This window comes from Flavobacterium salmonis, from assembly GCF_903819435.1.
GTDB lineage: Bacteria > Bacteroidota > Bacteroidia > Flavobacteriales > Flavobacteriaceae > Flavobacterium > Flavobacterium chungangense.
This window is the reverse complement of sequence record NZ_CAIJDP010000089.1, coordinates 1-22,458: the sequence shown is the minus strand read 5'-3', so window position 1 is coordinate 22,458 and position 22,458 is coordinate 1. Positions and strand designations below refer to the sequence as shown.

Sequence of the window (22,458 nt, the reverse complement as noted above, 5' to 3'; positions counted from 1 at the left end):
AGCTGATTTTTTTTGCATACCATTTTTACACTATGATTCAAAAACCTAAATTATAACCAGATTTAGATTTTAAAAATAGAATTCGGCATACCTAAACAAAAAACAACCAAACAAACAAACCAAAAATGACAAATAACCAGGAAGAATTTAAAAAAGAACTCGGCCTTTTAGACGGAACTATGCTTGTAGTAGGCTCCATGATTGGCTCAGGAATATTCATCGTGAGTGCTGATATTGCCAGACAGGTCGGTTCTACGGGGTGGCTCGTTTTAATCTGGCTGATTTCAGGATTAATTACCATGATTGCCGCTGTAAGTTATGGTGAATTAAGCGCCATGTTTCCAAATGCAGGCGGACAATATGTGTATTTAAAAGAGGCTTACAATAAATTAATAGCGTTTTTGTACGGCTGGAGTTTTTTTGCCGTTATACAAACCGGAACAATTGCAGCAGTGGGAGTTGCCTTTTCTAAATTTGCAGCGTATTTGATTCCCGCAGTCAGTGATGAAAATATCTTATATAAACTAGGAAGTTTCAAGCTTAATGTTGCTCAGATTGTTTCGATAATAACGATCGTTTTTCTAACTTATCTGAATACGCGGGGTGTAAAAAACAGCAAAATTCTGCAAACGATTTTAACCATTATAAAAATTCTGTCAATTTCAGGATTAATTATTTTCGGATTTACTTTAGCCGCTAAAGCTTCTGTTTGGAATGCCAACTGGACAGATGCCTGGACACCGCATGCGTTTAATACCGAATCAGGTTCATGGATGCCAATTGGTACTTCAGCTTTAATTTCCGGAATTTCTGCAGCTATGGTCGGAACTTTGTTTTCCAGCGATTCCTGGACAGGTGTAACCTTCATTGCCGGAGAAATTAAAAATCCAAAGCGCAATGTGGGATTAAGCATGCTCTTAGGAACTTTCATTGTGACTATAATTTATGTATTGACCAATTTAATGTACGTTGCCGTAATTCCGCTAAACGAAGTAGCCGGAGCAAAATCAGACAGGGTAGCGGTGGTGGCTGCTCAATATATTTTTGGAGACATCGGAACACTGATTATTGCACTCATGATTATGATTTCAACATTCGCCTGTAACAACGGATTGATTATGGCAGGAGCAAGAGTCTATTATACAATGGCAAAAGATGGTTTGTTTTTTAAAAAAGCAGCTCATCTTAATGGCAATAGTGTTCCTTCGTGGGCACTTTGGGCACAATGTTTATGGGCTTCTGTATTGTGTCTTACCGGTAAATACGGTGATTTATTAGACTTTGTAATTATCATCGTACTTATCTTTTATATCCTGACCATTTACGGAATTATCATTCTCCGCAAAAAAATGCCCGATGCAGTTCGTCCTTATAAAGCTTTAGGCTATCCCTTTTTACCTTTATTGTACATTATAATAGCCTCAGCAGTCTGTGTTTCATTATTGTTTACAAAATTTTCTACTTGTGGATGGGGTGTTTTGATTATGCTAATTGGGATTCCGATTTACTATTTGATAAAAGAAAAAAATTACTAATTAATTTGACGTTTAGTGGAGACCTAACAGGTTTTTAAAACCTGTTAGGTCTATCGTTTCAATACAAATTAGTATTTAATAACTGTTTTTTATCACATTCTTATTTCTATGGGTAATATAATCTTACTATGTGCTAATATTAACCCATATTCATCAATAAATAATACATATTTTTATTATTATTAAAATTATGAAGACAACTAATAAAAAAATAAGTGTGTTTTTAACACTTTCGTGGTGTTTCATCGCTCAGGCTCAGGGTACGTTAAAGGAGTACAAGAGAGCGAATGCCGTCGATTCTTTATTTAAGAACAAAGTAATCCATACACCAAAAGAATTTCATTGGATTGGAAATGATTACATATGGTACAGTAATAATGTATTGAAAGGAAAAGAATTTATTTTGGCTGATACGAAAAATCACAAGCAGGCATTAGCTTTTGATCATACTAAATTAGCACAGTCATTATCAAAGATTTTAGGTAAAGAAGTAAATTATAAAGATCTTCCGATTGAAAATTTGGAATTTGATAAAAACCTGTCAACATTAGTTTTTACAACCGAAGCATTGAAATTTTTATATAATCTGAATACGAGTGAATTAACCAAAACCGGCGACTATAAAAAGCCGTTAAAAAAAGAGGATTATTGGGGAGATAACTTTGATGAATTGGGCAATAAACCTGTTGGTTCTCCGGATTCCTTGTATGTTGGGTTTATAAAAAACTATAATTTATTTATTAAAGACAAAAAAACAAAAACAGAAACCCAACTGAGTTACGACGGTTCAAAAGGATTTTATTATTCGTCATATTTGCAATGGTCGCCAAACAGCAAAACTATTATGACTTATAAAGTACGTCCGGGCGAGGATCATAAAATCTATTTTGTTGAATCAAGCCCAAAAGATCAGTTTCAGCCAAAATTACAAACCCGTGATTATTTAAAACCGGGTGATCAGCTGCCTTTTAAAAGTCCGCAATTGTTTGTAGTGGCTTCAAAAAAGCAAATTCCGGTGGCAACCGATTTATTTCAGGAGCAATATGACATTTCTGGAATTGAATGGAAAGACGACAGCAGCGCTTTCACTTTTGAATACAATCAAAGAGGACATCAGGTGTATCGTGTTTTGGAGGTCAATGCAACAACCGGAAGAGTTAAAGTTATTATAGAAGAAACAAGTCCAACATTTGTAGAATACAGCGGCAAAAGATACCGTTACGACATCAAAAAAAACAATGAAATCATTTGGGCATCAGAACGTGATGGATGGAATCATTTGTATTTGTATGATGCCCTTACGGGAAAAGTCAAAAATCAAATTACAAAAGGAAGCTGGCCCATTCGGGAAGTACTAAAAGTCGATGAAGAGAAAAAACAAATCTATTTTACGGCCAGCGGTTTAGACAGCAATCAGGACCCATATTTGTTACAATTTTGCCGAATCGATTTTAATGGCAAAAACTTTACCCGGTTAACGACTGAAAACGGCAATCATAAAGTTACTTTTTCACCTGATTATAAATATTATGTCGATCAGTATTCAAGAGTAGATTTACCCCCGATTACCGTTTTGAAAAGCATCGATACACAAAAAACGATTGTAGAAATGCAAAAGGCAGATATTTCGGCATTACAAAAAACAGGATGGATAGCTCCGGAAGTTTTTACAGCCAAAGGAAGAGACGGTAAAACCGATATTTGGGGCGTAATTGTACGTCCAACGACTTTTGACTCAAATCGTAAATATCCAGTCATTGAATACATTTATGCAGGTCCTCAGGATTCATTTGTTCCAAAGAATTTTCAATCCTACTATTGGGCCATGTCATCTTTGGCTGAATTAGGATTTATTGTAGTTCAGATTGACGGAATGGGAACTTCAAACCGTTCAAAAGCTTTTCATGATGTTTGTTATAAAAACCTCAAAGATGCCGGTTTTCCCGATAGAAAGCTCTGGATGAAAGCGGCTGCTGCCAAATATCCTTATATGAATATTGATAAAGTAGGCATCCACGGAACATCAGCCGGAGGACAAAATGCCGGTGCTGCTTTGGTCTTTAATTCTGATTTTTATGATGTTGCCGTAGCGTCTTGTGGCTGTCACGATAATCGAATGGATAAAATGTGGTGGAACGAACAATGGATGGGATACCCGGTTGGGCCAGAATATGAAGCTTGCTCGAATACTGCTAATGCGGCACAATTGAACGGAAATTTAATGTTGATTCTTGGAGAATTAGACGATAATGTAGATCCTGCTTCAACCATGCAGTTTGCAAATGCTTTAATCAAAGCCAATAAAAATTTTGAATTGGTAACAGTTCCGGGAATGGGGCATTCTGCCGGAGGCGATTTTGGTGAACGCAAACGCAGGGATTATTTTGTACAGCATTTATTAGGAGTTATACCGCCAGCCTGGGAAGAAATTTATAAGTAGAAAATTTCTGAAAAGAAAAAAAAAAGAGATTTTGTAAATCAACAGAAAAAGAATTCACGATGAAAAAACATCAGTTATTTATTTGTTTCGTATTCAGTTTTTGGGCATCATGTACAACAACGATACGTGCACAAAACGGCGATCAGATTTTAGACGGAATTGGAGAAACGGGACTAATTGCCCGCTATGTTTTTGCTGGCGATGCTAAAGACTGGTCCCGGAATAATTTACACGGTAAAATTCAGGATGTAAAAGCAAAGTTTGTAAATGACGATCAATTTGGTACCGTACTTTCTTTGTCTGCAGACAGTAAAGCATTTGTTTCAATTCCGGCTGACGGATTAATAGGTGAAGAATCTTTAAGTATATCAGGATGGATTTATTTACGTTCTGCACAAAAAGGGCAGCGATTTTTTGACTTTGGAAAAAATAACAATTCACATTTGTTTTTTGCATCGGCAGGAACAGAAAAAGAAGATGGAATCCAGACTGAAGTCGTAACTGAATCGGGAGCTAAATTTAAATCAACAGCAAAAGCTTTAGAAACAGGGAAATGGAATCATGTTACAGTTGTAATCAATTTTCCGTCAAAATCAATCAGTACTTACGTGAATGGCGTACTTGCATGTGAAACCAAGAATGCAGCATTAGATTTGGCAAAATTATTCGATTACAATTCAGCCGAAAAAAACAGGCTTTATATAGGAAAATATTTAGCAGAGGATAACATTTATCTGAATGCAAAATTACACGATTTCAGAATTTACAGAGTTCCTTTGACAGACAAACAAATTACCAGAATTTACAACAATGCATTAAAAGAAGGCCAGGAAGAAGAGGAGTCCGGGGAAGAACAAACAGCAGATTTGCCAAAGTTTGCCAGTACAACTCCTCAACTTTACAATCAATTTTTAACAAGTGTTTCGGATGTCAAAGCACAAACCGTTGTAGGATCACTTCCAAGATTACCGGGTTATATAAAAGGAGTTTATAAAAATGGTATTCAAGGTCCTGAAGTTCGCGTTATTTGGCCATCGCCAAAAGATAACACTCAGGTACTGAAAAGTGGACAATATATCATAACCGGAACTATTCCTGGGACTGATTTAAAACCAAAAGCGATTGTAAGCGTAAAAGAGGGCAAGGAAACAAAAACACCGGATCGCAATCTGGAAACTTTCAAATTAGATCAGGTGGTTTTAAATAAAGATTCTAAAGGTAGCCAGAACAAATTCATTGAAAATCGCGATAAGTTCCTGACAACACTGGCCACAACAGATCCGGATTCATTTTTGTATATGTTTCGTAATGCTTTTGGACAAGAACAGCCCAAAGAAGCCGAACCACTTGGTGTTTGGGATACACAGGAAACCAAATTGCGCGGACACGCAACAGGACATTACCTGACTGCAATTGCTCAGGCGTATGCAAGTACCGGTTATGATAAAACACTACAGGCCAATTTTGCCGGAAAAATGGAATATATGGTCAACACATTGTATCAATTAGAACAACTTTCCGGAAATCCAAGAGAAGCCGGAGGGAAATTTATAGCAGATCCAACAGAAGTATCGCCTGGCCCGGGCAAAACAACTTATGATTCAGATTTGAGTCCGGAAGCAATTCGTACAGATTACCAAAATTGGGGAAAAGGATTTATTAGCGCCTATCCGCCGGACCAATTTATCATGCTGGAAAAAGGAGCAACTTATGGAGGTCAGAAAACCCAAATTTGGGCACCTTATTATACGCTTCATAAAATTCTTGCCGGATTGATGGATGTCTATGAAGTAAGCGGCAATGAAAAAGCACTTGCAACAGCCAAAGGAATGGGAGACTGGGTATATGCCCGTATGAAAAAATTGCCAACCGAAACCCTTATCAGTATGTGGAACCGATATATTGCAGGAGAATTTGGCGGAATGAACGAAGCTATGGCAAGATTGTACAGGATTACAAAAGACTCTCATTACTTAGAAGTAGCCCAATTGTTCGATAATATCAAAGTATTTTACGGTGATGCTAACCATTCACATGGGCTGGCAAAAAATGTAGATACTTTTAGAGGATTACATGCTAATCAGCATATTCCGCAGATTATGGGAGCGCTTGAAATGTACCGTGACTCAGACACTGCAGATTATTACCATGTTGCCGATAATTTTTGGAACAAAACCGTAAACGATTATATGTACAGTATTGGTGGAGTAGCCGGAGCTCGAAACCCTGCAAATGCAGAATGTTTTATCAGCCAGCCGGCAACGATTTATGAAAATGGTTTTTCATCCGGAGGCCAAAACGAAACCTGTGCTACGTACAATATGCTTAAATTAACCGGAGACTTATTTTTGTACGATCAGCGTGGAGAATTGATGGATTATTACGAACGTGGACTTTACAATCACATTCTTTCTTCGGTTGCAGAAAATAGTCCGGCAAATACGTATCATGTTCCGTTAAGGCCGGGTGCTTTAAAACAGTTTGGAAATCCCCACATGACTGGTTTTACCTGCTGCAACGGAACAGCAATTGAAAGCAATACGAAATTTCAGAATTCAATTTATTTTAAAAGTGCTGCAAATGATGCGCTTTATGTAAATCTTTATATTCCGTCAACATTAAAATGGACAGAAAAGAATGTTACAATAGAGCAAAAAACTTCTTTCCCAAACGAAGATCATACACAACTGACTATAAAAGGAAATGGAAATTTTACCATTAATGTTCGTGTACCACATTGGGCAAATAAAGGATTTTTTGTGAAGATAAATGGAAAACCCGAAAAAATAAAAGCAACGCCAGGAAGCTATCTCAGGCTAAATAAAAAATGGAAAGATGGTGATACAATCGAATTGCAAATGCCATTTGATTTTCACTTAGAACCCGTAATGGATCAACAGAATATCGCCAGTTTGTTTTACGGACCAATATTGCTCGCAGCGGAGGAAACAGAACCAAGAAAAGACTGGCGCAAAGTAACATTAGATGTAAAAAATATTGGAAAAACAATAGAAGGTGATCCGACGAAATTAGAGTTTAAAATCGACGGAACGCTGTACAAGCCATTTTACGAAACCTATGGACGTCATTCTGTTTATCTGGATGTGACTTTAAAATAATAGTAAAATAGCATTTAAAATCATCAAAACTAAAGCATGAAAAAATTAATTCTAGGCCTGATATTATTTTTATTTATAGTAACACCTTCCTTCTCCAGTGAACTTATCGACGTAGTGAATACTTTTCAGGCAGACAAAACAGCGCTGCAAAATTTTTATTCCAATAGGGAATCCGAAGAATATTATATGCGGTTTTCTAAATTTTACGGAGAGTGGGAAAAAAAGGTAAAAAGTATTGATTTTAAAAATTTGTCTAAAGACGGAAAAGTAGATTATCTGTTACTGAAAAATCTAATTAGCAGGGAAGATTATTTTTTGCAGATTGAATACAAATCGTATAAAGAAATAGCTTTAGTTTTAGATTTTTCTGCAGATATCAATCTTTTTATTCAGGAAAGAAGAAGAGGAAAACGCCCAGTTGCCAGTCAATTGGCCAAAGCATTTGATATTGCCGCAATTACAATCGATAAAAAAACAGAACAGCTTAAAAATAAACCCTTTAAAGACTGGTTTGCAGCAGACAAAGCCGCAAAATCGGCAGCTTCATTTGAGAAATCAGTAAAAGAAGGGTATGATTTCTATTACAGTTATGATCCCGATTTTACCTGGTGGATGGAAAAACCGTATAAGAAACTATCTGAAAAACTAAAAGCTTACGAAGATTTTTTAAGAAACAATTATTCCAAAACAAGTTTAAAAGATGATGGAAGCGGGATTATTGGAAAACCGATTGGCAGAGAAGCCATCATTAAAAGTCTGGAATTCGAATACATTCCATATTCTCCGGAAGAGTTGATTGCGACTGCGCAAAATCAGTTTGAGTGGTGCAAAAAAGAAATGATCAAAGCAGCTACAGAATTAGGTTATGGGAATGACTGGAAGAAGGCACTGGAACACGTTAAAGATACTTATGTTCCGGCAGGCGAGCAGCCACAGGCCATTACGAATCTCTACAATCAATCGGTAAAATTTATAGAAGACCGCGATTTGATCACCTTACCTGATTTGACAAAAGAAACCTGGGAGATGATTATGATGACTCCGGAACGTCAGAAAGTGAATCCTTTTTTTACCGGAGGCTGGGAGATCAGTATTTCGTACCCAACTGAAGATATGGATCAGAAAGACAAATTGATGAGCATGCGTGGTAACAATCCTAATTTTTCTTTTGGAACAGTACAGCATGAACTGCTTCCGGGACATAACCTGCAGTTTTTCATGAACAGTCGTTACAAATCATATCGTCAGCCTTTTGATACTCCTTTCTGGATGGAAGGCTGGGCTTTGTATTGGGAAATCAATCTTTGGAACAAAGAATTTCCCCAAACGCCCGAACAAAAATTAGGCATGCTGTTCTGGAGAATCCACCGTTGTGCCCGAATCATTTTTTCATTAAAATATCATTTGGGAGAAATGACCCCGCAGCAATGTATTAATTTGTTAGTCAATGAAGTAGGTCATGAGTATGCAAACGCAGAAGCAGAAGTAAGACGTTCTTTTGCCAGCGGAGATGCACCATTATACCAGGTTGCCTACATGACTGGAGGTTTGCAGTTTTATGCTTTAAGAAATGAATTGTTAGTCAAAGGATGGACAGAAAAACAGTTTCATGACCGGGTTTTAAAAGAGAATATCATGCCGGTAGAGATGCTCCGGATTTTATTGGAGGATTTGCCTGTGGCAGAAGATTATAAAACAAACTGGAAGTTTTCGACTGATTTTAAAAAATAAAAAGTAATGCTGAATAGCTTTTATTCAGGTTTTAAAATATCAAATTATGAAAAAAATAAAAGTATTGGCTTTGACGATTTGCTGCTTAATTGCTTCAGATAATGTACAGGCACAGGAATATTGGGATAAGATTAAAGCAAAAAAATCAACACTGGAAACAGACAAGGGATTTATTAATCTGAACACAAAAGCTTTTGAATTGAAATTAGTAAAAGCATCACAAACGGTGGCAGCCTTATCTCCGCTTTCAGATAAAACTTTTGATTTTACACCGGGAGACCGACTGTCGATTCGCGATAAAGATGGTTTGTATCAATTGGGAGATATCAATCTCCGCATAAAAGCAGCAGACGGAAGCTGGAAAAGCTATTCAACGGCTGTAAAACGCGCCTCGGTAACGGCTTTAAATGCTTCGGGAAATGTTCTGGCAGCAGCCGATCTTTCGAATACTTTGCCTGCTGATATTCCTTTGACCATAAAACGTTTTTATGAAGAAAAAGATGGAAACTTAATTCTGCGTTTCGAAATTACAAACAAATCAAATTCCACTCAGGAAATAGGAGCTTTGGGAGTTCCAATGATTTTTAATAACATCCTGGAAGGAAAAACATTAGACGAAACACACCTTCACAATGTATTTTTTGATCCTTATATTGGAAAAGATGCGGGTTATCTGGAAGTAAAAAGATTAAGCGGTCACGGACCGGCATTGTTATTACTTCCTGAGGAAAATATGCCTTTTGAAGCTTATCGCCCTTTATTGGATGATGAAACTCCAAGGAGTATTGTCTTTGAAGGTTTCCACGAATGGATGCCTTTCAGTAAAGCGTACGCAGATCAGGAATGGAAAAACGCCGACCAATGGAATACACCTACTTCATTAGTATTAAAAGCCGGGGAGTCTAAAAGTTTTTCTTTGAGATTTGTATTGGTTGACGAAATAGAAAATATTCAGAAATCCTTAATTCAAAACCAACGTCCTGTAGCTGTTGGAGTTCCGGGTTATGTTTTGCCAGAAGATGTTGATGGGCAGCTTTTTATGAAATACAAAAGGGCAGTAAAATCTATTAAAATTGAACCAGAAGGAGCTTTAGTTGTAAAAGAAAAATCAAAAAAGAAAAACGGATATTTTCAATACACTATTCATGGAAAAAAATGGGGGAGAGCAAGATTAACCGTGATTTATGAAGACGGACTGGAGCAAACGATTAATTATAAAATAATAAAATCAGAAACAAACGTAATTAATGATTTTGGGCATTTCCTGACCACAGCACAATGGTTTGATGAAAAAAATGATCCTTTTCACAGAAATCCTTCGGTGATTTCTTATGATTATGAAACCAAAAAACAGGTAAGTCAGGACAGTCGTGTCTGGATTGCCGGTTTAAGCGACGAAGGTGGAGCAGGCGGATGGCTGGGGGCTATGATGAAAGAATTAATTGCTCCAAATAAAGAAGAAATTCAGAAACTGGAACAGTTTGTCGACAAAACACTATGGGGCGGAATTCAGTATAATACAGCGGATACGCTTAAATACGGAGTCAAAAAAAGTGTCTTTTATTACGAACCAAAGTTAATGCCGGAAGGAACTTACAGCAAAGATGTAAATTATAAAACATGGGCGGCCTGGGATAAAAAAGGTTCTGATGATCCGGGAAGATCTTATAATTATCCACATGTTGCAGCGGCGCACTGGACGATGTATCGTTTAGCAAGATATCATGAAGGTCTGGTTACAAATCATCCGTGGGAATGGTATTTGAAAAATGCGTACGAAACCAGTATCGCCATGACCACATTAGCACCTTATTACGCTCAGTTTGGACAAATGGAAGGCACTGTTTTTTTACTGATTCTGAAAGATTTAAAAGCAGAAGGTTATACGGAAATGGCGAATAATCTGGAAGCAAAAATGAAAGAAAGAGCAGACCATTGGAGAACATTAAATTATCCTTTTGGAAGTGAAATGCCTTGGGATTCTACAGGTCAGGAAGAAGTTTATATGTGGTCGGATTATTTTGGATATAACGATAAGGCAAAAGTTACTCTGGACGCCATTTTAGCTTACATGCCTACAATGCCGCACTGGGCTTACAACGGAAACGCCCGCAGATACTGGGACTTTTTATACGGAGGAAAATTATCAAGAGTAGAACGTCAGATTCATCATTATGGGTCGACTTTGAATGCTATTCCTGTGCTGGAACAATTCAGAAAAACACCTGATGATTTTCATTTACTAAAAGTGGGTTACGGCGGACTGCTAGGCGGAATTTCAAATATTACAGAAGATGGTTTCGGGGCGGCTGCATTTCATTCTTATCCAGAAACTTTAAGAATCGATTATTTATCCGGAGATTACGGATCCGGTTTCTTTGGTTATGCGGTCAATACAGCTACTTTTATTACCAATGAAAAAGAATACGGATGGCTGGCTTTTGGAGGAAACTTAAAAGAAAAAGAAGATGAGATTGAAGTAACCATTACAACTGCGGCAAAATCTAAAGTATTTATTGCACCCAAAAAACTATGGTTAACATTGGATGCGGGAACTTTTAATAAAGTAAATTACAATACTAAAACCGGGGTAGTGAGTATTACTTTAGATCCTAAAACAGCATACACGCTAAATGCATATTTAAGAGTGGATCAGGATGTAAAATTACCTTACGAAAAAGTAAGAGGCGCATACAAAATCGCTTTAAAAAGCAAAGCCATTCAAATTAAATTATAGAGTATCAAATGAAGCAAAGATCACCAAAACATTTTTTCAAAAAAATACTATTTACGGTATTTGGCCTATTGTTAAGTTTAAATCTGACGGCTCAAAAGTTCGACAAATTTTTTCCCAAAAAAGACCTGACCACAGTAGGAGTATATTATTATCCGGAACATTGGGATCCGTCGCAATGGGATCGTGATTTGAAAAATATTGCTGCAATGGGTTTTGAGTTTACTCATTTTGGTGAATTTGCATGGGCCGAATTAGAGCCTCAGGAAGGTGTTTATGATTTTAAATGGCTTGATAAAGCTGTAGAAATTGCCACAAAGTATAAATTAAAAATTGTGATGTGTACCTCGACAGCCACGCCTCCCGTATGGCTCGTTCGCAAACATCCGGATATCCTGGCTACTTATGAGGACGGTACCAAAACTGATCATGGTTCAAGGCAGCACGCTTCATTTTCAAGCAATTATTATCGATCGTATTCCATGAAGATGATTGAGCAACTAGCAAAAAAGTATGGACAGAATAAAAATATAATAGGCTGGCAGGTAGATAACGAACCGTCGCGTTTTCTGGATTATGGTGCTGATGCACAACAGCGTTACCGCAATTGGCTTAAAGCGAAATATAAAAATATCGCCACCTTAAATCAGGCTTGGGGAAACAATTTCTGGAGCGGAACGTACAGTGATTTTACTCAGATTAATATTCCATTGCACAAAGAATGGGGAATGAATTTACATTCGCAATTAGATCATTATCGTTTTGCCGATGAGGAAACAGCCACTTTTCTGGATGAACAGGCAGTTACTATACGCCAGTTTGTAAGTAAAGACCAATGGATTACTTCTAATTACAGGTCTAATTATAATGAAAGTTTTGTTGGGATGAGTAAAGAACTGGACTTTGATTGTTACACCCGTTATTTAGTTTATGGCGGAAGTCCCGGTATTGGTTCAAGAGGGTATCGCCTTGGCGATTATACTGCTATCGGAATGTCGAATGATTTTTTCCGTCCCTTAAAAGGTATGTATGGCTGTATGGAATTACAGCCTGGACAAGTAAACTGGGGAAGCATAAATCCGCAGCCGTTACCGGGAAGTGTACGCATGTGGCTCTGGCACGTTTTTGCGGGAGGAAGTAAATTTGCATGTACCTATCGGTATCGTGCGCCATTGTATGGGTATGAGCAATTTCACTATGGAATTGTAGGTACAGATGGTGTTACACCAACTCCGGGCGGTGAAGAATTTAAGCAGTTTATAAAAGAAATTGATACGCTGCGAAAAAAATACGACGCAAAAGCAACATTACCGGATTATTATCTAAAACGTAAAACAGGAATTCTGTTCAATGGTGATAATGTCATGGGAATTGAATTGAACAAGCAAACAAAAGAGTGGAACACTATTGGACATTTTTTAAAATATTACAAAGCAGTAAAATCTTTTGGTACACCGACCGATTTTGTTCGTGATACTACGAATTTTATGAATTATCCATTTTTAATTGTTCCCGCTTATCAGATGATTGATCAAAAAATGATTGATAAACTAACGTTGTATGCCAAAAATGGCGGGAATTTAGTTTTGAGTTGCCGGTCCGGAATTCAAAATCGTCAGGGACACCTTTGGGAAGCTAAATTTTATGAGCCCATGTGGAATTTAATTGGTTCTCAAATAGAATCGTACGATCTGCTAATGCCACAATCTCCGGGAATAATAAAGCTTGATAATCAGGAATTTGGATGGACAAGTTGGGGAGATTTGTTAAAACCGAATAAAGAAACCGAAATCTGGGCAACCTACGAAGGTGATTTTTATGCAGGGACACCGGCCGTTATTTCTCACAAATTAGGAAAAGGAACTGTTACCTATATTGGAGTAGATTCTAAAAATGGTGATCTGGAAAAACAGGTTTTAAGAAAACTATACCAAAAACAAAATGTTGCAATAGAAGATTATCCTGAAGGAATAATGGTTGATTATCGTGATGGTTTTGGGATAGCAGTTAATTATTCGGATAAGGTTTATAATATCAATTTACCAAAAAACGCTAAAGTTTTTATTGGAAATCCTTCAATAAAAACCACTGGTGTATTGGTTTGGAAATATTAAACAGGACTTATTTGGAATCTAATAATTGCTAACACACAGCGTATAGATTTTATGCATCAGTTTGAAAAAAAACTCGTTTCTCAAACATAGTCAGGGGTATATTTAGTTATAAAAGCAAGCGTCTTTTTATATCACAACATTAAAAATAAATCCGCTGAATCTGCAAAATCAGAGTGAGAATAAAATATAGCCACAGATTTAATTCAATTTAACTCATACAATGAAATGTTGAAAATGAAACTATTTTACAGCCTAATTATCTTTGTATTTGCAGGAACTATTTTTGCACAAAAAGATGTTGATGTAAATGCCCCCGGAGCAAAAAATCCAATTTTACCGGGTTGGTTTGCCGATCCTACAATTAAAAAGTTTGGAGACATTTATTATATATATGCGACAACAGATAATGAAATGCTCGCATCTGGAGCTCCAACGGTCTGGTATAGCAAAGACTTTAAAAACTGGTATAATTATATCATGGAAATCCCATCCTTTTCAGCCCAGTCAATTACAAATTTTTGGGCTCCTGATATTATAGAAGGAGATAATGGAAAATATTATTTGTATTTTGGAAATTGCGAAATTGGCTGTAATATCTACGGTTATGTTTCAGATTCTCCTGTTGGTCCATGGAAAAAATTAAGCGAAAAAGATGTTCCGGTAATTTCAAATGGTTATCCGAGAGAAAATTTCCCATCTCTTGATGCACAGTTTTTTACAGATACAGATGGTAAAATCTACAGTTATTGGGGTACATGGGTGCATTATAACGGAGGTTATGCAGTGGGTGAATTAGATAAAGACTCGATGAGTAAAATGAAAAACTCAACCAACATTCCACTTGAACAAACCCCGGCACCATTTGAAGCAGCTTACATGATGAAAAAAGGATCAAAATACATTTTAATGTATTCCGGTGCATCCTGTCATGATGAAACTTACAATGTTCGCTATTCATATTCTGATTCACCATATGGACCTTTTATTCCAGGAAAAAATAATCCGATTTTGAGTACCAATAACGATCAAACGGTACATGGCCCGGGACATCATTCGGTTTTGAAAGAGAATAACGATTATTATATTGTTTATCATAAACACGATTATCCAATGACCAGAGGCGGACTTGCCAGGCAGGTTTGCATGGATAAGATGGTATTTGAAAACGATTCAACAATCAAAACGGTTGTTCCTTCAAGTAGAGGAATAAAAGATTTGGTAAAATCGGAGGTTCCTGAAGACATCGCTTTTGGAGCAAAAACAGCGGCTTCGTCGTTTTATCATTTAAAATCGACTCAATACGATTATGAATATAAAACTTCATACGCGACTGATGATAATAATGCCACTATGTGGAAAGCAGCCGACAATTCAACGCCACAACATTTAATTATAGATTTAGGTTCAGAGAAAAAAGTAAAAAGAGTAATGACCCAATTTGAATTTGCAAGTTATTATTATCAATATAAATTAGAATATTCATTAAATGGAATAAAATGGTTGCAATATGCGGATAAATCCAAAAATAAAACAGCCGGCAGCCCAATGATTGATGATCATGATGTAACGACTCGTTATATAAAACTGACTGTTTTAGGAACCGAAAAAACCGGGCTTTATGCTGCAGTCTGGAATATAAAAGTATACAGCTCCTTATTTGATGTTCCGTTAAATTTAAAAAACAAAGAATCCAATACAGTTTCTGCAGCAAAAAGCACTAAGAAATTATTGGTTGATCTTGACGCTGCTACTATTGCTGATAAAACACCAATTGCTACTATAAAAAATAAAGGAACTATTGGGGGAATATTCAGTAAAAGTGGAGAAGTATTTTTAGAAAAAACCGAAGGAATAAAAGCATTAAATTTCAAAAAAGGTGCTCTTACATTAGATAAATCAGTGCCAAAATCCTTAGCCTGGAATGGTTCTTATACCGTAGCAACGTGGGTTAAAAATCCGGAAATAGCAAAAGAAGGAGAAATTCTGGCTTCATGGTGTGACAGAGCCCAATTTGGTCTGGCAAATTCATATAATGCCCTAACTTACAACAGTGGGCCTTATGGCGCAGGAGTACATTTAGACGGACATTTTGATATGAAATTCAACAAACTTCCTGAAGCAAATGAATGGCATTATCTGGTTCTGACTTTTGATGGTGTTGTTGAGAAAGTATACGTAGACGGAGTTTTAAATAATTCGCAAAATATGCTTTTATCTTCGGCCATCGATAAAGCTAAAATTATAATTGGTGCTTCAGATATTGGAGAGAATTTTTCAGGATTTATCGCTTCATTACGAATGTATGATTATGCTTTAAATCAGGATGAAGTAGTAAAAATGATGAACCAGACAAAACCTAAAAAAGAATAAAATAAGATTGATTAATTTAGCGGGTTAACGTAAAATTAGAAAAAAATGACAATAGGTGTAGGCGGTTCAAGCGCTGCAATTGAACTAGAAAAAATAGAAAACAGAATACTCGATGTTCAACCTATTCAATTAGAAGAATATCAGGAACGTATCAAAAAGGCGGTAAACTTAATGAAACAACTTTCTGTTAAAGCAATGTATCTTAACGCGGGAACAAATTTGTATTATTTTACAGGAACACTTTGGAGTGCTTCTGAACGAATGGTTGGAGCAATACTTTTTGAAGACGGTTCTTTAGAATACATAGTGCCAAAATTTGAGGAAGGGACTTTTAAAAAATATAGGAAAGTCGAATCAACGATTAATTGTTGGGAAGAACATGAATCTCCCTACGTTTTATTCGGAAAATTACTGAATAAAAAGAATTTGACTAACGGAACTGTTTCTATAGATGAATCGGCAGCTTATTTTTTAGTTGACGGAATTTCAAAAACCAATAATGTTTATGATTTTGTAACGGCACAAAACATTACATCATCATGCCGAATGCAAAAATCTAAAAACGAAATTGCTATCATTCAAAAAGCTAAAGACATAACAATGGAGGTTCAACGAGCCGCTGCCAGAATCTTAAGGCCCGGAATCAGCGTAAGCGAAGTGACAGATTTTGTAAATAAAGCACATATAAAAGCAGGAATAACTTCAGGAGCTTACTTCTGTATTATTTTGTTTGGTGATGATACCCAATATCCTCACGGAGTAGCAGTTCCTCAGCTTTTAAAAGAAAATCAGGCTGTGATTGTTGATACAGGCTGCAGGTTAGAAGGCTATCTTTCTGATATTACAAGATCGTACGTTTTTGGAACTCCTTCAGAAGAATATAAAACGATTTGGAATCTGGAAAAAAAGGTACAGCAAACTGCTTTTGAAGCTGCACAAATTGGTACTGAATGCGGATCTGTAGATGATGCTGCCCGTAAAACATTGGCCGAAGCCGGATTAAGCCCTGATTATGATTTACCCGGATTGCCACACAGAGTAGGACATGGCACCGGACTTGATATTCATGAATACCCGTATTTAGTCCGCGGTAGCAAGATAAAACTGCTGGAAGGAATGGTGGTCAGTAATGAGCCTATGATTTGTATACCGGGTAAATTCGGAATTAGACATGAAGATCATTTTTACATGACCGAAAAGGGACCAAAATGGTTTACAACTCCAATGCATAGTGTTGACAATCCGTTTGGGTATTAATTTTATTATCTAAAATAAATGATGAAACGTTTATTACTTTTAATTCTGAGTATTGTGTACTGCATAGGCCACGCACAAGAAAACCCTTTGATTTGTGTTGAAACTAAAAGTGCTGCTTTGGTTTTTAAAGTAGGTAAAAACAAAAAAGTGTATCAAACATATTTTGGTTCAAAGCTTAATAATAATCAGGAGTATGAATTTATCTCAAAAGAAAATACAAAAAAGTTTGCCATAAATGATGGAAATCCTCTAATTGATTTACGGCATTTAGCATATCCGACTTTTGGAACTGATAATTTGTTTGAACCCGCTATTCGAATGACGCACAATGACGGAAATCCTTCTTTAGAATTAGAATATCAAAATCATACAACAGATAAAATTGATTCAAATACAGCAGAAACCATTATTAAGTTAAAAGATCCTCAGTATCCTGTTTATGTTTCGCTTCATTATAAAACATTTGCTAAAGAAAATGTAATTGAGTCCTGGACAGAAATTCAGCATCATGAAAAAAAGGTGCTGACACTTTATAACTATGCATCATCAGCTTTGCATTTAGATGCTGATAAATATTGGCTGACTCAATTTTACAGTGATGTTGTCGAAGAAATGCGAATGGAAGAAAGCCAGCTTACAAGAGGCTCAAAAGTTATCGATTCAAAACTGGGAGTCCGAACCAATATGTTTGCCGCACCAAGTTTTTTTCTTTCATTAAATTCAAAATCAACAGAAAAAACGGGAGAAGTTATTGCAGGTTCGATAGCATGGTCAGGAAATTTTAAGTATACTTTTGAGATTGATAATAATAACGAATTGCGAATCATTTCTGGGATAAATGAATTTGCTTCAGAATACAATCTAAAACCGCAGGAAGTATTTAAAACACCAGTCTTTATTTATACATTTTCTAATAAAGGAAAGGGGCAAGCCAGCAGAAATTTACACGCCTGGGCTAGAAAATATGGATTGAAAGACGGAGAAAAGCCACGCTTGACATTATTAAATAATTGGGAAACTACTTTTTTTGATTTTGACCAGGCTAAATTAGCAAACATGTTTGTAGATGCCAAAACATTGGGCGTTGATATGTTTTTACTCGATGACGGCTGGTTTGGGAATAAATATCCGAGAAGTGGTTCTGTTTCTGGTTTGGGAGATTGGGAAGCCACAAAATCAAAATTGCGGGATGGAATTGGTTTTCTGATGGAAAAGGCAAAAGAAACCAATGTCAAATTTGGTATTTGGATTGAACCCGAAATGATTAATGAAAAAAGCGAACTGTATGAAAAACATTCGGATTGGGTTTTAAGTTTGCCCAATCGTGAAAAAAGTATCTACAGGACACAGTTGGTTCTGGATTTATGCAATCCAAAAGTGCAGGATTTTGTCTTTAAGGTAGTTGATGATATTATGCAGACCAAATCGGGGGTTGCTTTTTTTAAATGGGACTGCAACCGAATGATGACAAGCGCTTATTCTAATTATTTAAAAAATCAGCAATCGCATTTATTTATTGACTATACAAAAGGATTATATAAAGTTTTGGATCGAATAAAAAATAAATATCCAAATCTTCCGATGATGCTTTGTGCGGGCGGAGGTGGAAGGGTTGATTACAGACTACTGAACTATTTTACAGAATTTTGGGCAAGCGACAATACAGATCCTTTCGATCGGATTTTAATTCAATGGGGATATTCGAATTTTTATCCCGCTTTGGCAACCTGCAATCACGTTACTTCAATGGGAAATCAGTCTATTAAATTCAGAACCGATGTTGCTATGATGGGAAAATTAGGTTTTGATATTCATGTTGGCGGACTTAGGGAAGACGAATTAAAATTTTGTCAACAGGCAGTTGCCAATTACAAAAGATTAGCTCCTGTAATCTGGCAGGGAGATTTATATCGATTGGTATCACCGTATGAAGACAGCAGGGCAGTACTAATGTATGTTAATGAAGATAAAACCCGCTCGGTGCTTTTTTCATATACTTTGCATCCGCTTGTAGATCCTAATTATAGTTTAGTAAGGCTAGAAGGACTAGATTCTTCAAAGAAATATATTGTAAAAGAGATTAATATAATGCCTCAAAGTAAAAATACATTTGAAGAATCTGCAGCTATTTACTCTGGTGATTTCCTGATGAAAATTGGACTGAAAGTTTCTTCTTCCAAACCAGAATATAGTGTTATTTTGGAAATCACTGATATTGAATTGAAGAATTAATTCTCAGGAATCTTTTGTTTTTTTAGCTTTAAAGTATTATTGTTTTTGTTAAGTTCTTGTTTAGTAGATAGATATGTGAATATTAATTAGGTAAAATAGTATTAAATATGGTTAATATTGTATTACAAAACTTATAATTTAATATTACATTTGCAGAGAACATAAGTTCTTAACCTACAAAATTAGTTAACATGAAAAAACTTTTCTTTCTAGTTACCCTTTTTCTGTGCAGTTATTTTGCAATAGCCCAGAAAACCCTATTTACTCCAACAGAATGGAGCGACCCCAATAATGAGTTTTACAATAAAGTATCAAACTCAAGAAAATATGAATCGACCAATTTTGTTCTCTATTGGGGAGATAAAGTAGGTACCAATCCTGCTACTTATTCTAATACTGCATTAAGGTTTACCCCAAAATCTGTGGCAGATACGCTTGAAACCAGTTTTAAACGTTTTATAACCGATTTGCATTTTGTCAATAATGCCCCAACGACAAACTTAGGCAAGTACAAAATCATTATCATGATGATGAATACCTGGAATTCTACAGATCCGCGATTAGAGGCATTTGCACAGGCAAGTTCATTTAGTAATACTATTGGTGCTATGTTTGTACATCCGGAAGCCACCAGAGATGGAGGGGCATTATCGCATGAATTTGCGCATACGCTGCAAATGATGATGCGTATTCAGGAAAATCCGGGCAACGGAACTGCATTTGCAGGATATGACTGGGGCGGTCCATTTTTTGAAGGACATGCCAATTTTATGAGAGCTCAGGCCTATCCCCAATGGGCAGAGATTGATGGTACTTTAACCAGGTGGATACAGACCAAACATTTTATGTGGTCATCGAATAGACATCACTACACAAACTTTCACTTGATGTATTATGTTCAGGAAAAGGAAGGATTTGATTTTACAAGAAGAATGTGGGCAGAATCTATCAATGAAGAACACCCGCTTCAGACAATTAAGCGACTAAAAGGCTTTACACAGGACCAACTCGATGATTATCTCTGGGGATATGCTCAAAGACAGCCTGCATTCGACTATCCTATTCAATGGAATTCACAAATAAATGCAACCAGTAATTTTGGAAAGACAATTAGAAACGTGTACAATAGTATAAAGACCAATATGCCACGTTATACCAGCAGACAATATACGCTTCTTACTAAAGTTACAGGGACCACAGATCAATTTTATACTAATAATGACTGGGCTCCACAGGATTATGGTATGAATGTTATTCCTCTATATCCAACTTGCAGTGGAACCCAAAAGAAAGTCACCATTAAATTCAAAGGGCATACAGAGGTTAATACTACCCAGGCCGGATGGAGATATGGTTTTGTTACCACAAAGACAGATGGGACAATATCTCGTTATAGTCCAATGTACAAAACAGATGGTGAAGCTTCTTTTACACTTAATACGTCTACAGAAGCAAATATTTTTCTTGTAGTTTTTGCAGCACCTAAAGTTCATGTCAATTACAATATGGATGTAGGTTATCCTAAACAAAGAAGATATCCTTATGAGCTTAAAATTGCAAATGCAACTCCCGAAGGATTTCAGCCTTCTGCTAATTTTAGAAGTTTTCTTAAAACAAATGGGCACATACACACTAACGGGGGAGGATGGGTGTCCAATAATGCGAATGTTGCATCGACAGTTTATGTTGGTCCTTATGCAGTGGTCAGAGCCGGTACTGTTTCAGGAAATGCCCGTATAGAAGATTATGCTATGGTAGATGGAGGAACAATAAATGGAAATGCTATTGTAAGAGGAAATGCCTGTGTTTACAATGCAACTATATCAAATAGTGCAATAGTAGAAGGAAACGCCTGGATGGAAGGAGGATCAGTTTCAAATACAGCTAATATTAAAGGAAATGCAATGCTTTTTGCCGGAAATTTTGGAAGTTCAGTTGTAGTTGGCGGAGATGCAGAGATTGGCAGCTGCTCAACTTCGGGTGTTTATCTGCAATTTCCTTACTGGAGAAATGGCAGAACAGATTGTGATGGTAAAGGTGCCAGTGATACTTCTAACGTTGACATCAATGCTTCATTCACCAATTTTTCGGCAGCGACGATGGCATTTAGCACAACTCCAAATTGTACAGTTACTACAGTTACCGCTAAAAAAGCAACTCAGGATGAAGATCCTTCTTCTGATGTGAGTTTAAATATTTATCCAAATCCAACAGGAGATAATCTTATTATTTCTTTTATGCAAACAGAGCATGAAAAAGTTACTGTTTCATTATTTGATATCAATGGACGTAAATTAGACGTAATCACAGATAAAATATATGATATTGGTAGAATTGATCTTTCTTATAATTGTAGTCATTTAATTTCAGGCGTTTACTTGCTAAGTATTCAAACCGGAAATTCGATTATAAACAAGTCAATTATTAAAAACTAACAAGAATAGTATACTCTGTTAATTTTAACTTATTTGTTATCTTGTAAATTAAGGCATCTTATCAGTAGATGCCTTTTTTGTTTTTTATTTAAGTTTTATTATTACAAGTTCTTAGTTATTTTAAGTTTTTACAATTAGCATGTATGTAATGGCATTTCAATAATAGAAAATACAGGAAAGCATGTCCCTTAAAATTCCACTTTAAAAATTGTATTTTATTTAAAAAAATAATTAAAATAAGAAAAAACCTATTATTTATTAAATTTTTAAAAAATGTAAAATTTATATTATCAGTAGTTTAAGAAAAAAAAATGAAAAATATTGAAAAAAAACCGATAATAAGTATTGGATATCTCAATAAAGTGCCTACTTTTGCACCCGATTTGAGAGACAAACGATAGGCGAAAAGAATAATAAATATTACGTTCGTAGACATATTGAATTGACAGCCGCTTTAACAGAGATGTTAGGGCAAAAGAATAAGAGTAATA

General features: G+C 36.1%; 10 protein-coding genes. All 10 read left to right on the top strand.

Going from position 1 to position 22,458, the window contains the following annotated elements; all coding sequences use genetic code 11:
* Positions 1–125: 125 nt before the first annotated feature.
* The 10 genes from FLACHUCJ7_RS22260 to FLACHUCJ7_RS22215 all read left to right on the top strand — a co-directional run bounded on the left by FLACHUCJ7_RS22260 (position 126) and on the right by FLACHUCJ7_RS22215 (position 21,967).
* Positions 126–1,535: an APC family permease gene (locus FLACHUCJ7_RS22260; protein WP_180910520.1), complete on the top strand. Its 1,410-nt coding sequence runs from the start codon at positions 126–128 to the stop codon at positions 1,533–1,535.
* Between the two features lie 190 nt (positions 1,536–1,725).
* The gene (locus FLACHUCJ7_RS22255) at positions 1,726–3,975 is read left to right on the top strand and encodes a S9 family peptidase (RefSeq protein WP_180910518.1); all 2,250 of its coding nucleotides are present in this window, start codon (positions 1,726–1,728) and stop codon (positions 3,973–3,975) included.
* Between the two features lie 59 nt (positions 3,976–4,034).
* Positions 4,035–7,094 (top strand): beta-L-arabinofuranosidase domain-containing protein, encoded by a 3,060-nt coding sequence (locus FLACHUCJ7_RS22250; protein ID WP_180910516.1) that lies wholly within the window; start codon positions 4,035–4,037, stop codon positions 7,092–7,094.
* A 36-nt stretch (positions 7,095–7,130) separates the two neighbouring features.
* Positions 7,131–8,825 carry a DUF885 family protein gene (locus FLACHUCJ7_RS22245; protein WP_180910514.1) on the top strand — a complete coding sequence of 565 codons (1,695 nt, stop codon included), beginning with the start codon at positions 7,131–7,133 and terminating at the stop codon, positions 8,823–8,825.
* A 46-nt stretch (positions 8,826–8,871) separates the two neighbouring features.
* Complete coding sequence (locus FLACHUCJ7_RS22240; protein ID WP_180910512.1) at positions 8,872–11,562, top strand: DUF5695 domain-containing protein; 2,691 nt, start codon at positions 8,872–8,874, stop codon at positions 11,560–11,562.
* Between the two features lie 8 nt (positions 11,563–11,570).
* The gene (locus FLACHUCJ7_RS22235; RefSeq protein ID WP_180910510.1) at positions 11,571–13,673 is read left to right on the top strand and encodes a beta-galactosidase; all 2,103 of its coding nucleotides are present in this window, start codon (positions 11,571–11,573) and stop codon (positions 13,671–13,673) included.
* Positions 13,674–13,907: 234 nt separating this feature from the next.
* On the top strand, positions 13,908–16,043 hold the full coding sequence (locus FLACHUCJ7_RS22230) for a family 43 glycosylhydrolase (RefSeq protein WP_230408896.1): 2,136 nt from the start codon (positions 13,908–13,910) through the stop codon (positions 16,041–16,043).
* 45 nt (positions 16,044–16,088) lie between these two features.
* Complete coding sequence (locus FLACHUCJ7_RS22225) at positions 16,089–17,300, top strand: M24 family metallopeptidase (RefSeq protein WP_180910507.1); 1,212 nt, start codon at positions 16,089–16,091, stop codon at positions 17,298–17,300.
* A gap of 18 nt (positions 17,301–17,318) precedes the next feature.
* Entirely contained in the window at positions 17,319–19,532 is a 2,214-nt protein-coding gene (locus tag FLACHUCJ7_RS22220; protein WP_180910506.1) for an alpha-galactosidase, read from the top strand.
* A 191-nt stretch (positions 19,533–19,723) separates the two neighbouring features.
* Entirely contained in the window at positions 19,724–21,967 is a 2,244-nt protein-coding gene (locus tag FLACHUCJ7_RS22215; protein WP_078229271.1) for a DUF6055 domain-containing protein, read from the top strand.
* Positions 21,968–22,458: the final 491 nt, after the last annotated feature.

Excerpts from the sequence above, each read along its gene's own strand:
- FLACHUCJ7_RS22235 (WP_180910510.1), top strand. The coding sequence starts at position 11,571 with ATGAAGCAAAGATCACCAAAACATTTTTTCAAAAAAATACTATTTACG.
- FLACHUCJ7_RS22230 (WP_230408896.1), top strand. The coding sequence starts at position 13,908 with ATGAAACTATTTTACAGCCTAATTATCTTTGTATTTGCAGGAACTATT.
- FLACHUCJ7_RS22220 (WP_180910506.1), top strand. The coding sequence starts at position 17,319 with ATGATGAAACGTTTATTACTTTTAATTCTGAGTATTGTGTACTGCATA.
- FLACHUCJ7_RS22250 (WP_180910516.1), top strand. The coding sequence starts at position 4,035 with ATGAAAAAACATCAGTTATTTATTTGTTTCGTATTCAGTTTTTGGGCA.
- FLACHUCJ7_RS22215 (WP_078229271.1), top strand. The coding sequence starts at position 19,724 with ATGAAAAAACTTTTCTTTCTAGTTACCCTTTTTCTGTGCAGTTATTTT.
- FLACHUCJ7_RS22245 (WP_180910514.1), top strand. The coding sequence starts at position 7,131 with ATGAAAAAATTAATTCTAGGCCTGATATTATTTTTATTTATAGTAACA.
- FLACHUCJ7_RS22240 (WP_180910512.1), top strand. The coding sequence starts at position 8,872 with ATGAAAAAAATAAAAGTATTGGCTTTGACGATTTGCTGCTTAATTGCT.
- FLACHUCJ7_RS22255 (WP_180910518.1), top strand. The coding sequence starts at position 1,726 with ATGAAGACAACTAATAAAAAAATAAGTGTGTTTTTAACACTTTCGTGG.
- FLACHUCJ7_RS22260 (WP_180910520.1), top strand. The coding sequence starts at position 126 with ATGACAAATAACCAGGAAGAATTTAAAAAAGAACTCGGCCTTTTAGAC.
- FLACHUCJ7_RS22225 (WP_180910507.1), top strand. The coding sequence starts at position 16,089 with ATGACAATAGGTGTAGGCGGTTCAAGCGCTGCAATTGAACTAGAAAAA.